Source organism: Microcoleus sp. B3-A4, assembly GCF_036705385.1.
GTDB lineage: Bacteria > Cyanobacteriota > Cyanobacteriia > Cyanobacteriales > Microcoleaceae > Microcoleus.
This window is the reverse complement of the sequence record NZ_JAUBUI010000019.1, coordinates 51,694-65,978: the sequence shown is the minus strand read 5'-3', so window position 1 is coordinate 65,978 and position 14,285 is coordinate 51,694. Positions and strand designations below refer to the sequence as shown.

The 14,285-nt window shown below is 45.6% G+C and carries 11 protein-coding genes; 4 read left to right on the top strand and 7 right to left on the bottom strand.

The window, feature by feature from the left end; translation table 11 throughout:
• Positions 1 to 9: 9 nt before the first annotated feature.
• Positions 10 to 1,056 carry a polysaccharide pyruvyl transferase CsaB gene (gene csaB / locus QUB33_RS10870; protein WP_333350229.1) on the bottom strand — a complete coding sequence of 349 codons (1,047 nt, stop codon included), beginning with the start codon at positions 1,054 to 1,056 and terminating at the stop codon, positions 10 to 12.
• Positions 1,057 to 1,347: 291 nt separating this feature from the next.
• Here csaB and QUB33_RS10865 point away from each other — a divergent pair, with 291 nt between their 5' ends.
• The 3 genes from QUB33_RS10865 (at position 1,348) to QUB33_RS10855 (ending at position 6,187) form a co-directional block, all read left to right on the top strand.
• Positions 1,348 to 1,662 (top strand): DUF2499 domain-containing protein, encoded by a 315-nt coding sequence (locus QUB33_RS10865; RefSeq protein ID WP_333159860.1) that lies wholly within the window; start codon positions 1,348 to 1,350, stop codon positions 1,660 to 1,662.
• Between the two features lie 16 nt (positions 1,663 to 1,678).
• Positions 1,679 to 2,098 carry a lysozyme inhibitor LprI family protein gene (locus QUB33_RS10860; RefSeq protein WP_333159858.1) on the top strand — a complete coding sequence of 140 codons (420 nt, stop codon included), beginning with the start codon at positions 1,679 to 1,681 and terminating at the stop codon, positions 2,096 to 2,098.
• A gap of 189 nt (positions 2,099 to 2,287) precedes the next feature.
• Positions 2,288 to 6,187, top strand: coding sequence for a DNA polymerase III subunit alpha (locus tag QUB33_RS10855; protein WP_333350226.1), 3,900 nt, complete (start codon positions 2,288 to 2,290; stop codon positions 6,185 to 6,187).
• On the opposite strand, the gene QUB33_RS10850 is transcribed toward QUB33_RS10855, so the two are convergent.
• The 4 genes from QUB33_RS10850 to QUB33_RS10835 form a co-directional block, all read right to left on the bottom strand.
• Positions 6,164 to 8,254 carry a protein kinase domain-containing protein gene (locus tag QUB33_RS10850; RefSeq protein WP_333350224.1) on the bottom strand — a complete coding sequence of 697 codons (2,091 nt, stop codon included), beginning with the start codon at positions 8,252 to 8,254 and terminating at the stop codon, positions 6,164 to 6,166. The genes QUB33_RS10855 and QUB33_RS10850 overlap by 24 nt on opposite strands.
• Before the next feature lie 329 nt (positions 8,255 to 8,583).
• Positions 8,584 to 8,922, bottom strand: a complete 339-nt coding sequence (locus QUB33_RS10845; RefSeq protein WP_190656609.1) for a DUF3593 domain-containing protein — start codon at positions 8,920 to 8,922, stop codon at positions 8,584 to 8,586.
• 297 nt (positions 8,923 to 9,219) lie between these two features.
• Positions 9,220 to 9,870 carry an ATP-binding protein gene (locus tag QUB33_RS10840; protein WP_333350222.1) on the bottom strand — a complete coding sequence of 217 codons (651 nt, stop codon included), beginning with the start codon at positions 9,868 to 9,870 and terminating at the stop codon, positions 9,220 to 9,222.
• 183 nt (positions 9,871 to 10,053) lie between these two features.
• Entirely contained in the window at positions 10,054 to 10,212 is a 159-nt protein-coding gene (locus QUB33_RS10835; RefSeq protein ID WP_333350219.1) for a hypothetical protein, read from the bottom strand.
• A gap of 243 nt (positions 10,213 to 10,455) precedes the next feature.
• Here QUB33_RS10835 and QUB33_RS10830 point away from each other — a divergent pair, with 243 nt between their 5' ends.
• Entirely contained in the window at positions 10,456 to 11,199 is a 744-nt protein-coding gene (locus QUB33_RS10830; protein ID WP_333350217.1) for a pentapeptide repeat-containing protein, read from the top strand.
• 110 nt (positions 11,200 to 11,309) lie between these two features.
• On the opposite strand, the gene QUB33_RS10825 is transcribed toward QUB33_RS10830, so the two are convergent.
• Entirely contained in the window at positions 11,310 to 12,362 is a 1,053-nt protein-coding gene (locus tag QUB33_RS10825) for an alpha/beta fold hydrolase (protein WP_333350215.1), read from the bottom strand.
• A gap of 111 nt (positions 12,363 to 12,473) precedes the next feature.
• Complete coding sequence (gene gatA, locus QUB33_RS10820) at positions 12,474 to 13,940, bottom strand: Asp-tRNA(Asn)/Glu-tRNA(Gln) amidotransferase subunit GatA (protein ID WP_333350213.1); 1,467 nt, start codon at positions 13,938 to 13,940, stop codon at positions 12,474 to 12,476.
• Positions 13,941 to 14,285 lie beyond the last annotated feature (345 nt).

Sequence of the window (14,285 nt, the reverse complement as noted above, 5' to 3'; positions counted from 1 at the left end):
TTTTACCTCTTACGGAGACTGCTGGAGCGCGGCTCGCAATACTTCGCGGTGAAAGAGCGATCGCTCTACTATAAATTTTATCCTGTCTGGAGATAAGGCGTCGCCGTTAGCATAGTGTTCCATCCAGGTTTTGCTAATTAAATAAGGATCGTCTGGCAATTCTGATAATAAGTATCCTGGCATTTCTAGCTCTTCCATTAACTGGCTTACTTTCGGATCGTAGCTGAGGGCAAAACAGCGGCATTCTTCGGATGCTGCCATAATTAAACTGTGGTAGCGCATCCCGATCGCCATTTCGACTCCCCGGAACACTCCTTTCAATTTTCTGGGGTCTTCTAAACTGAGAATGCGGCTCGTTTTGGGCAGGGCTTCGTGCAAATGTTTCGCAATCTCTAAGTCGTGAGACGCTTGAAAAGGCAGCAGCAAAATTAAGGTGCGAGTTGCTTTTTGAAAGTCAACTAAAGCTTGACTTAAAATTGACAAACGCGCGGGAGTTAGTGTAGGATGAGAACGCAAACAAACAGCAACTCTGGGCGCAGGTAAATCCCACAAACCCGACACAGGAGAATTCTCCAAAGCCCACACGGGATCGGGCGCTAAAGTAAAGGGAATTTGCCAATCTGCAAGTAAAGTAGCTGAACCTTTATCGCGCACGCTGACGGCGGTGCATCCAGCAAAACAGCGCTGAGATAACTTGCGAGTCATTTCGCGCTTCAAAGGCCCAATTCCCTGGGCCCAGGCAACCGTTTTTAAGCCCATCCGCTGCGCTAATCCCATCAAACCCCCATAATAGAAAGGGCTCGCAATGCTAGTAGCGTCTTGGATTAAACTACCGCCGCCCCAGATTAGGGCGTCGGATGTGCGGAGTGCTTCGAGAACTTGGAACGCATTCATGCGATCGCGCGCAGCTACCCCGTACCGCTGATTTGTCTCGACAGGATTGCCAGACAGGACGATCGGCGTCACGCCATCTGGTAACATTTGCAGTAGCGATGCCAACAGCGCCTCGTCGCCGCCGTTGCCTTTACCGTAATAGCCGCACAAAATTGCTCGCATTTCTACTCTTTTCTTTGTTTGTGGTGGGGAATCTAACTATTTTAGATTTTAGATTTGAGATTTTTTTGATATTTGAGATTTGATCCTACTACCAAAAAAATGCTACTGTCAGGAAGCTTCAAGGCTTTACGTCATCAGTCAGCTCAAATCGCAAATCTAATAAAATCTCAAATCGCTAATCTAAAATTGTATGACGCATCATACTTTATATGACAGTTTCGTAAGTCCCGATAGATAAATCTTTTATCTTCGTTATCGATAAATTTTTCATCTTCGTTCACAATACAAAAAATGCACGCTTTGTCAATTCCCACCTGGATTATTCACATCTCTAGCGTCATCGAGTGGATTGCCGCCATCTGGTTAATTTGGACTTACGGCGAAGTCACTCAAAACCGAGCTTGGTGGGCCCTTTCCGCCGGAATGCTGCCCGCTCTCGTCAGCGCAATGTGTGCCTGTACATGGCACTATTTTGACAACTCCCCAGCCCTAGAATGGATTGTTACCCTGCAAGCGGGGATGACTCTCATCGGCAATTTTACTCTATGGGCGGCGGCTTGGTGGATTTGGCGATCGGCTCAGCCAGCAGAGAAAATTAAAGAGTAAAAAAAGGAGAAACGAAGTGAAAAATAGCACTATTTGGGTAAAATTTGCGGCGAGTTTGCTTTTGTTGACAGCCGGATTTTTGCTTCCCAGCAAAGCCAGCAACACTTCCTTGCTACTCGCCCAACAGCCTAACTGCAAAAGTCCTCAAACTACACAGGAGCAGAATACCTGTTCCAGTCAAGAGTTTCAGGCAGCAGACAGAAAACTCAATCAAGTATATCAGCAACTTCAGCCGAAACTCAACAGCAAACAAAAGCAAAGATTGATAGTAGCACAGCGTAGTTGGCTCAAGTTTAGAGATGAATCTTGCAATTATGAAATGGGACAGTTTGAAGGTGGAACTTTGGCTGCTTCTACCTACGGTTATTGCAGAGCGAGGGTGACACAAGAACGAGTTAAAGACTTGGAGCGTTATTTGCAACAAGCAAGTTTGTAAAAGTTCGATCGCGAGCGAGAATAATTTACCCATTCAATCCTCAATACCGCGACAACCTCATCTTTTGCACTTCTAGAAGCCCCAGCACAAACCAGCTCAAGAGTGATATAAAGCTTTGTTTTTTATTTTACGCTTTGACACGCCTATGGTGTAGAATCTAAATTCTCAAATCTTATATTTTAAATCCCTATGTCCTTCGTTGGTTTGCACATTCACAGCGATTATAGCCTGCTGGACGGGGCTTCTCAGCTACAACAGCTCGCAGAACGGGCGGTGGAATTGGGGATGCCCGCGATCGCCCTTACAGACCACGGGGTGATGTACGGCGCGATCGAGCTAATCAAAGTTTGCAGAAATAAAAATATCAAGCCGATTATTGGCAATGAAATGTATGTCGTCAACGGCGACATTGAAGTAAAAGTTCGAGGTAGAAGAAAATACCATCAAGTGGTTTTAGCTAAAAATACTCAAGGTTATAAAAACCTCGTTAAACTAACCACAATTTCCCACTTAAAGGGAATGCCAGAAAGAGGTATTTTTGCCCGCCCCTGCATCAACAAAGAGCTGCTCAAACAATACTCTGAAGGTTTAATTGTTACCAGTGCTTGTTTGGGTGGCGAAGTTCCCCAAATGATTCTGCAAAACAAGCTAGATGCTGCCCGTGAAGTAGCCACATGGTATAAAGAAGTATTTGGGGAAGATTACTATATAGAAATTCAAGACCACGGTTCCCCAGAAGACCGGATTGTTAATGTTGAAATCGTCAAAATTGCCCGCGAACTCAAGATTAAAATAATTGCCACCAATGATTCTCACTATATTTCCTGCAACGACGTAGAAGCACACGATGCTTTGCTGTGCATTAATACCAACAAACTTATTGAAGAAGACAAGCGGATGCGCTACAGCGGCACAGAGTATTTGAAGTCCGCAGACGAGATGGCGCAACTGTTTCGAGACCATTTGGATGATGAAACAATCAAAGAGGCGATCGAAAATACCCTAGAAGTCGCAAATAAAGTATCGAGATACGAGCTCACAGGAGAAGCTCGAATTCCCACAATTCCAATTCCCCCAGAACATACAGCCGATACTTATGTAGAAGAAATATCCTGGCTGGGACTATTAGAACGCCTCAAAGCCCGCACTAGAAATGAAATCCCCCCCATCTACAAACAAAGACTAGAATACGAACTGAAAATGCTTCAGCAGATGGGCTTTTCGGAATACTTTTTAGTAGTTTGGGACTACATAAAATATGCTAGAGACAACAATATTCCAGTAGGCCCAGGACGTGGTTCTGCCGCAGGTTCTCTAGTTGCCTACGTCCTCAAAATCACCAATATCGACCCCGTACACCACGGACTACTATTCGAGCGATTTCTCAATCCCGAACGCAAATCTATGCCAGATATTGATAGCGATTTCTGCATAGAAAGGCGGGACGACATGATTAAATACGTTACGGAAAAATATGGTAGTGATCGCGTAGCGCAAATTATTACTTTCAACAGAATGACATCAAAAGCTGTCTTGAAAGATGTTGCCAGAGTGTTAGGTATTCCCTACAAAAAAGCAGACGAAATGGCAAAATTAATTCCCGTCTCCCGGGGAAAACCGGAAAAACTTAAAGTGATGATTTCCGATGACACACCTGCACAGGAATTTAAAGACAACTATGAAAAGACAATTTGCATTAATGAAGAAACAGGGACAGAAGTCCCCGTTCGTCAGTGGATTGACATGGCAATTCGCATTGAAGGAACCAACAAAACCTATGGTGTTCACGCGGCAGGTGTGGTAATTTCTTCAGAGCCGTTGGATGAACTTGTACCGCTGCAAAAAAATAATGAGGGGGCTGTGATTACCCAATATTTCATGGAAGATTTGGAATTTTTGGGGCTGCTGAAAATGGACTTTTTGGGATTAAAAAATTTAACAACGCTCCAGAAAACTGTTGATTACATTCAGCAAACCCAAAATCTAATTGTCGATCCAGAAATGCTACCTTCTGATATAGAGCGCAGAGCTCAAGAGACTTTTGCCAGAATCAAAAAGTTACCGAATGATGTAGATAAAACTTATAGACTTTTAGAAAGAGGAGATTTAGAAGGTATTTTTCAGTTAGAATCCTCTGGAATGCTGGATGTAGTGAAAAAACTCAAACCTTCCTGTCTGGATGATATTTCTTCTATTTTGGCACTTTACCGACCCGGGCCGCTGGATGCAGGTTTGATTCCTCAGTTTATTGACTGCAAGCACGGTAAAACAGTTGAGTACGATCATCCGCTATTAGAGCCGATTTTAAAAGAGACTTACGGAACGCTTTGCTTTCAAGAGCAAATTATGCGGATGGCTCAAGATTTGGCGGGCTATTCTTTGGGTCAAGCTGACTTGCTGCGGCGCGCAATGGGCAAGAAGAAAGCTGATGAAATGCAAAAGCAAAAAGAAACGTTTATCGACGGGGCCACTAAGAATGGAGTCAGTCAAAGAATTGCTGATAAACTGTTCGCGCAGATGCTGCAATTCGCTGAATACTGTTTTAATAAATCCCATTCAATGGCCTATGCCTATATTACCTATCAAACTGCATATTTAAAGGCGAATTATCCTCTAGAATACATGGCTGCACTGCTGACTGCTAACAGGGGCGATCAGGATAAAGTACAGAAATATATTGCCAATTGTCTCAAGCTGGGTATTGAGGTTGAGCCGCCCGATGTTAATAGCTCGGAACTTACTTTTACACCGCTTCCCAAACTGATGACTGGCTCGGCAAAAGATAAAATATTGTTTGGAATTTCTGCTGTTAAAAATGTGGGAGAAGCGGCGATTGAAAATATTTTGGCAGCGAGGCAGGAAGAGGGTAAGTTTAAATCGCTGGCTGATTTGTGCGATCGCGTAAATCTCCATTCTGTCAACCGCCGCGCTTTAGAAGCATTAATTCAATGCGGTGCTTTTGATAAAATTGAAAACAACCGCAAGCAATTAGTAAACGACCTCGAAGGAGTGATGAAATGGGCGCAAGAGCGCAAAAGAGATAGAGAAAGCGGGCAAGGTAATCTCTTTGACTTGTTAGGTACGAATAGCTTTGGTAAGTCGGTCAATACCTATGAGTCGGCACCTAAATCTAAATTGGTACAAGATTATGACAAACAGGAGAAATTGCGTTTAGAAAAAGAATTGCTGGGCTTTTATGTATCAGAACATCCCCTAAAGTTTCTCATGCAAGTAAACCAAGACCCCGATGTAGTGACTCTCGAACAGTTAGCAGATAAAAAGGGGAAAGTATCAGTTATTGTCATGCTCAACGCTATCAAAATGGTAGTGACAAAAAAAGGCGATGCGATGGCTATTTTGCAGTTAGAAGATTTGACACATCAAATAAAAGCTGTTGTGTTCCCCAAGGCTTACGAACAAGTGAAGCCTTACATTGTAGAGAATGCTATCTTACAGATTAGTGGAAAAATTGAGAAAGATGGGGAGGAAATTCAGATAATTGTAGACACGGCCAAGCCGGTGGAAACAGTACAGGTTACAGAGGAAATCGAGAGGGCGGAATCGGAAATAAACAACTCTTGGCCGGCGGAACCGGAAACACAAAACTCTTGGGCGGGGCAACCGGAAACACAAAATTCTTGGGCGACGCAACCGGTCAACATTGTACGATCGACAAAACCTGTCGAAGTTTTAGAAATGGTGATTGTCAAGCTGACACCGCAGCAAGTACAAGACGGGAAAAAACTCAATTCTCTCAAAGCTATTTTACAAGAACTTTCCAATCGGGGAGAAGGTGCTAGCGTTTCTGTGGGAGGAATTGTTGTCGGTGAATATTCCTGTCAACCCTTTCGCATTAACCGTCAATTGTGGGTGCAAGATGGCGAGGGAACTGTTAGCCGTCTCAAGTCGGCTAAATTTGATGCTTGGGTTTTTCCTCTAGACAATCGCGGAGATGCTGCGGTGTTTCGAGAAATGCGATCGCAACTTAATGTACATTCTTGGGCCCGTCGTTTACTTGACACTGACACCGATCGCCTTCACAAGTATGTCACTTATCTCGCCCAACTAAACAGACGCGCGCCAAATTAACACTTCGCCGCCCTCCCCACCGGTGACTAAAGTTTGACCGTCAGGACTAAAAGCCACCGGATTGCACCCAGCAAGAGAGCACAAACATTCTCCTGTTTCCAGGTTCCAGAGTTTAACTGTACCATCTCGACTGCCGCTAGCCATAATTTCGCGATCTGGACTAATCGCCACCGAAATTACCGCATCCGAATGCCCGCTCAAAGTATTAATCAATTCCCCTGTATCGGCATTCCACAATTTAACAGTAGCGTCGGCACTTCCACTGACAATCGTCTTTCCATCTTGACTAAATGCGATCGCATAAACCCAATCTGAATGACCGACAAAAGTCCGTACACTCTCCCCAACACCTACCAGCCACATCTTGATAGTTGTGTCAGCACTGCCGCTGGCAAGCATCATACTTTGAGGGCGAAAACTAACAGATAAAACCTTATCAGAATGTCCCGAAAGTTTTTGAACCAATGCTCCGTTGCGCTGGTTCCACAATTTAATACTCTTGTCGCCGCTGGCACTCGCAATCGCTCCAGAGTCGCAACTAAAAGCCACCGAGTACACGGAGCCGTAGCGGTGACTGTACGGCGAACCAAAATCGCTATAAAATTCGCGAATCATCGCCTTTTTATCCAGCTTCCACTCAATGACTTTTCTGTCAAAACTGCCGCTAACCAGCATTCTCCCGTCTGAGCTGATTGCCACAGCATCAACCGTTGCGGAATGACCGAAAAAAGTATGGATGAATTCACCTGTTTGCAGGTCCCACAGCTTAATTGTTTTATCGTCGCTGGCGCTCGCGAGAATATTGCCTTGAGGATTAATAACCACAGCATTAACCGGGGCTGAATGGCCTTGGAGAATGCGATCGCACCGCCAGTTATTAGAGGACAATAATCTCGGATTGCCAGCGGATGGTACAACATGAATCTTCTGGGGTGGCGCGGCGGAGACGGCGGTTGCTGTATTTGGCTGCGAGTTAGTTACTGGCGAATTAATAGCGATTTTGGTGGGCGAATTATAACTTATTTGAGAGCGGGGATATTGCCCAAAATTTACCAAGTCTTGCAACACTTCAGCAGCGGATTGATATCGCTCTCGTACCGAATCTTTGAGCAATTTATTCAAAATAGTTGCTAATTTTTGGCTGACTTTTATGCCTTTTTGCGCCAAGTGCGATCGCCAAATCCATTTGCATTCCAAAGCATCGAACAAATCCTTCAATACCGCCCCAGTTAGCAGGTGAATGCAGGTAACGCCCAAACTGTAAAGATCGCTCGCCGGATAGGCCTTGCCGCTGCGAATTTGTTCGATCGGCGCATAGCCTGCAGTTCCAGTTATCGTCCCAGTTTGCGCCTCAGAAAGACCGGTAATGTGCTTAGCAACTCCAAAATCTACTAGCACAAACTGACCCCCCCTGGCCTTCCCCTGTACAGCAGGAGATTCAGCCACAATTAGCCCTTTCATACCAGCAGAAGATTGAGGTAAATTTGCCCCTCCTTTTCCTTTACCAGGAGTCGAGCTGCCATATCCCGCCGCAGCCCACAAGGTTTGGGGAGTTCTCCGCACAATATTTTCCGGCTTAATATCCCGATGAATCACCTGCTGCTCGTGAACAAATTGCAAAACAGGCAACAAATTGATCAACAATTCCCAAATCTGTTCCTCGCTAAAAGCTCCCTGCTGCTGCAACTCCTGAAACAAATTATTTCCCTCGATTAACTCTTCGACAAGATACAGACGTTTGGCTTGTTCAAAAGAAGCCAGCAAACTTGGAATCTGCGGGTGCTCTCCGAGTTCGTGCAGTCGGTGAGCTTCTTGTTTGAACAGTGCAGTTGCCTTTTCTAATTCAGCCTTTTCTTGAACTTGGGGGAAAAATTGTTTGATGGCGCAAGGAGTTTTCAACCTATCTTCATCGACAGCTAAAAAAGTTCTGCCAAATGTTCCTTCACCGATAGGTTGAATGGCGCGGTAACGCTCTTTCAGTAGCAATTTAGAGCCGCACGCCAGACAAAAATTGGTTGAGTCAGCATTCTGCGGCTTTTGGCAATGGGGATTGAGGCAATAGCTCATCTTTTTTCCGGCCTGGAGATTCCCACCACAGCTAAACTTAGCAACATGGTAGTCTGTTTCCACTCACGCCCAGAGCACCATTCTCGATAATACCTGAGAAACTTGCTTTCTTAACCTAAAATCTCGGCTCTCAAGTTGAGCCCGTGGCAAGAAACCAAGGTGAGGACACTAGAAGTGCTTGATGTGAGTTTCCATATATTCTAATGCTTTCCTAAAATTTTGCCGGTTGGCGGCTCACAAACTGGTATGTCAACAGTTAATTAACTGTTAACTACGGCTATTCTGGAGTATTTATGCGGAGAGTAAATACCAAACTGAGATGAGCTCGGCTATTCTCCCCCATCTAAAAGACACTCTGGCTCCTCGCCGCCCTTCTGTGACGATGCTTTGGCTTTAATCACCGCTTCTCTAAAGCCTAAAACTAATAAAATATTGGCAATTGTTAAGAAGAGTTCTGCAGAACCGTGCAGCCAATCGACATTTGCTAGTGACTCGTTGTAGGCAACTTTTGCGTAAATGGCGGCGGGAATAGTGACAGCCACAAAAACGAGAGTGCCGTAAAATCCCATCAAAGCTAAACGGGGTGTTTTTCCCGAGCGAGTCAAAAACCAGAGAAATCCCAAGTAGGGAAATAGAGACAGAACAAATAAAGTTTCTTTGGAAATCATTAGTAATTGGCGAGCGACCAGATACTATGATAAATTAAAATCTCAAAAATTAGTGTGAATAATTTTTAACTTTTGATATTTAGTTTTTAATCTTTAATTAGACAGATGCACCCGTTTCTATCGAACCGCTATAGAGTCACCCAAGACCATAGCTCTTAAATCAAGCCGCAGCAGGTCGCCAGTATTCAAAACCCCTCACCCACACGGAGACAAAACCCGTAACTTTTCCCCTAACACCGTTTTTAGCATAACACATTTTTCACCGTGCCAGTCTGTTAATTGTCCCTCGCTCCCAAGCTATCCAGCAATTAGAAATAGAGACTGTTCCACAGTTTTCTGTCTGCTAGGCATCAAGCAAGTATCGTTCATAACCTCTAAATCCAAGCCGTTATTTCTATCTGCTGCCAGAATTTCCTTCAGCTTAGCATCAAAATCAAAACACGGGCCGCAATCCCAAACTTTGAGTTCCAACCGTCCCTTAAATACCCTAATTTCCAGTTGAACAGGAGTTTCTACTGGCAGATTTTTGTGAGCGTGGCGAACTGCATTAGTGAAACCTTCAGCCAACGCCAACTGAAAGTTCAACCAAACTTCATTGGGGAGCGATATATCTTTCAACTGTTCAAACCACAACAAAACTTGGGTTAAAGCATTGACATCTGTGTTGACTTGCAGGCTAATATGTTGAATACAAGTTTCATTCAGCTCTTCTTCCTGCTGTTTTTCAGTCTGCCAATCCCAGGTGTTTAATAAATTCATTAACCCATCTAAAACGCTAGCTTTTTTTATATTTTGGGAGCGATTGCGACCTTCTACTTCGTAACTTTTGCTCAGCGACAAACAATTTCGATTGTCGAGAGTCCGGGTGTAACTGAGCTCGTCTGCAATCTGCCACATGAGTTTGATCCCCCTGCCGCCTTCTGCAAGTTGATCTATGCTGTTGGACATCTATTTTCCTCGTATGAAAGTATTAGCTGTACCCAATTTTCCCACCCGCCGAGACACCAGGTATTTTTTTTATACTTGCTTGCTCGGTATTCTTTCGGGGATCACACAAAAATGCTATCTTTTTTAGAGAAGGCAGCGCATCAGCAATATGTCTTAAGAGTCTAAGCCAATTGGCTTATTTACCTATCGCCTGTACGGAGAACGATCGCCCTCGGCAGCAAAATCCAACTGCATCGATGACAAATACTTATCCGTTGTCCGAGTCTGCCACTTGTCGCAGCCGTCGCCAGCTCCAGAATCCCTGGTATTGAGGGGCTCCAGCCGTTCGCCGATCGCTGCCACGGAGCCTTGATGTGCGGGCTTTCATCCCCAACGTCTAAGTAATATCCGTGAGCGCGATCGAACCTTACACCGTCGAGTCACGTCCATCCACTAGACTAGGACTTACGCAAACAACCCAGTTTCTGCTCAGAATATTGGGTTTGACAGCGAGGAATTAACGAGGAAACCGGGTTTTTGGTCCCCCGCACGTAAGTTCAGCACACAAATCGGTGATGAAAGGCAGTTACAGGACTTACCAAGACTATGACCAAAATCAAACTCAAAATTCTGACTGCAGCGATAATGCTACTCCCATTTTGCGCCGCACTTCCCTTACAAGCTCAAAATCAGTCTCTAGTCAAGCGGCTGCTAGAAACCAGAGGATGTCCCGGATGCGACTTATTTGGCGCTTCCTTGAGCCGTGCAGATTTGTTTGGCGCTTCCTTGAGCCGCGCCACTCTCAGCAGGGCCGACTTAGTTGATGCCGACTTGACTGCGGCTGACTTAATGGAAGCTAATTTAAACAACGCCAACATGAGAAACGCCTTTTTGGCTGACGCCGACCTCAGCAAAGCCGACATGAGCAGGGCCGACATCAGGGGAGCAAACTTAGAAAATGCTAACCTCAGCGAGAGTTTTCTGCGAGACGCCTCCCTCCAGTTGGCTAATTTAAAATGCAGTAATTTGAGCGCCGCTAAACTAAGTAGAACCGACCTGAGAAATGCCGATTTAAGCGGTGCAAATCTCAGCGGTGCCGACCTCCAAGAAGCCGATTTAAGCGGTGCAAATCTCAGCGGTGCCGACCTTAGATCTGCCGATTTGAGGGATGCGAGATTGAACAAAGCTAATCTCACAGATGCCAATCTCTGCGGCGCCCGGATGCCAGACCAAAAAACATCTCGGCGAGGCTGCGGAGTTAAGAAAGAACAAGTTATAAGCACGAACAATTACTGCAATTACTGCTATGCCTTGAATGACTGGTGGCTGAATGTATTAAGGTTGCAGTAAGCGGTACCATCGGGATAACTGCTGCGCTTTAGATATGTACTGTTAGAAGTGCCAGCAGGCGGTACAGATATCAAACTTAACCTGTTACCGCCAATAGCTTTTATCTACTTTCAAGAACCTAAAAATTGGCTCAGTATTTGCAGATATTCTGCGCCCCCGATCTGTGCCACATTAGTGTGACCTCCCTCAGGAACTATGTAAAGCTGTTTGGGCTCAGGTGCTGCATCAAACAGTTTTTTGCTCATTTCTACAGGAACTACATTGTCAGCAGTCCCGTGAATAAACAGCACCGGCATTTGCAGGCGATCGACTTTTGAAAGAGAATCAAACCGCTGTGTCAGCAACAAATCTATCGGAAACATCCAAAACAGCCCTTTTTGGAAATTAACCATCGCCCGCGTCGAAGTAAAAGAACCTTCTACGATTAACCCTGCCGCCTCCGGGTGACGCACGGCTAGATCGATCGCGATCGCCCCTCCCAAAGAATGACCGTAGAGATAAATTTGATTCGGGTTAATCCCCCGCTGTTTCACCAAATAATCCCAAGCAAGTTGAGCATCCTCATAAACTTGAGATTCACTCGGAAAATCGCCCTGGCTTTTTCCATAACCGCGATAATCCATCACAAATACCGAAAAACCTAATCGATGAAATCGATAAGCGTGTTCGACATTTGCTCCCACATTTGAAGCATTGCCGTGCAGGTACAAAACTACCCCCCCTAACCCCCCCTTGTTAAGGGGGGGAACCGGAGCGACTGCCGGTTTCTCACTTTGCGGGGACGTTCCGACTCCTCTAGCTCCCCCCTTTGGCAAGGGGGGGCTGGGGGGGGTATCCGAGTCTCCGGTGTTAACAGAGGGAACAGCCTCTCCCTTTCTTGCTCCACCCCTTGCTAGGGGGGGGCTGGGGGGATTTTCCGAGGCAGGAATCCACCACCCGTGCACGCTGTCCAGCGTGCCTGTTTTAGTTGGAATTGGCAGCCAGACATCTTGATATTTCAACTGAAAATCATCTGGCGTAGTTTCGATCGCCCGGGCGGGAAAAAAGATAAACTTACCTTGTGCTACAAATAGGAATACACAAGCAGCAGAATAAGCAACGGCCAAAACTATCCCAAAAGCTATTAGCGCTTTAGACAAAAGGAATACTAGCAACTTGTTCATAGATAGAGCACGCGGGAAATTAGAGATCGCTCAAAAGCTAATGGCCAATGATTAATTCAGACAATTAGCCAAGATCGATTACTAACTTCCGCCGCCCTATTCCGCCGATTTTCAAAAATTAATCAATTCGGGGTGGTGTAAGTGCCAATTTGTAGACTGTTCGTAAGCGTGAGCCACTTGAAACAACCGAGATTCTTGCAAAACATTACCAATCAGTTGTATACCCACGGGCAGTCCTTTATCATCAAATCCGCAGGGCAAATTCAAAGCTGGCAAACCAGCAAGATTCACGGGAATAGTCATCAAATCTGACAAATACATACTCAGGGGGTCATTGAATTTTTCGCCTGCCTTAAATGCGGTAGTAGGAGCTGTGGGACAGACTAAAACATCAACTTGAGAAAAAGCTTTTTCAAAGTCTTCTTTAATCAAAGTCCGAACTTTTTGAGCTTTTAGATAATAGGCATCGTAATATCCAGCCGACAATACGTAAGTGCCGATCGCAATCCGGCGTTTAACTTCCGCACCGAACCCTTGAGAGCGGGTTTTGGCATACATATCCAAAAGATTATCGGGATCTGGAGATCGGAAACCGTACTTGACTCCATCATATCGCGCCAAATTTGCCGAAGCTTCCGAGGGAGCAATGATGTAGTAAGTGGGCAAACCGTAGCGGAACCGGGGACAAGAAATGACTTGAATTTCTGCGCCCAATTGTTGAAATTGCTCGATCGCCTTAGTAACCGCTTCTTTAACCCCCGAGTCCAGCCCTACACCAAAAGTTTCTTTAATTACACCAATTCTAATCTGACCCTTCGGTCGCAAACTTGGTCTTAAAGCTTGAGCGTAGTCAGGAATGGGGACATTAAGACTCGTGGAATCTTTCGCATCGTAACCGGCGATCGCCCCCAACAAAATTGCCGTATCCTCAACAGTCCGGCCAAAGGGCCCGATTTGATCGAGAGAAGAAGCATAGGCCACCAAACCGTAGCGAGAAACCAACCCATAAGTCGGTTTCAGCCCCACCAACCCGCAAAAAGCAGCAGGTTGGCGGATCGAGCCCCCAGTATCCGAACCCAAACTCACGACGCATTCTCCAGCGGCCACTGCTGCGGCAGAACCGCCAGAAGACCCTCCGGGCACGCGCTCCAAGTCCCAAGGATTCGCGGTAACTTGATAGGCAGAAGTTTCTGTCGAGCTCCCCATTGCAAACTCGTCCATATTCGCCTTACCCACAATCACCGCACCGGCTGCTTGGAGTTTGGAGACGACGGTTGCATCGTAGGGAGGAACAAAATTCTCCAAAATTCGAGAGGCGCAGGTTGTGGGAACGCCCTCGGTACACATATTATCTTTAACGGCGATCGGGATGCCGGCCAACAGGCCAATTTGCTCTCCGGCTGCGATTTGGGCATCCACTTTATGGGCCTGCGCCAATGCGCTGTCTGCTGTCACGCACAGAAAGCTTTTCAACTTCGGCTCTAGCTGGGTAATTCGGTCTAATGCTTCTTGAGTAATTTCCACAGCAGAGCGTTCTTTATTGACCAGTTGTCGGTGCAACTCGCGGATGGATGCCATGCTCGTACCTTTATCATTTCTACTTTGAGACAATACAGTTAATATAACTGGCAATTGTACCTGCTTACAGCCCGAAGGCAAAGTCGGCTATTTTTGTGGCGAAAGTTCGATCGGGCGATCGGTCATTTTATCTACAATAGATTAAATTCCCAAAATCCCACCGGACACAAAATAGCGAGCAAGTTTTTTACCTGATCTTTTAACAAACCATGAATGCAACTGTATCAGGACTTATGCAAAAAGTGGTTTGACGCGAGATTTATATGAGTCATGGGTAAGGTGTGAATACGAACCCTACATAATTAGGTTCTGCGTCCAAGAATGTCTATGCAAAATCGCAATCAT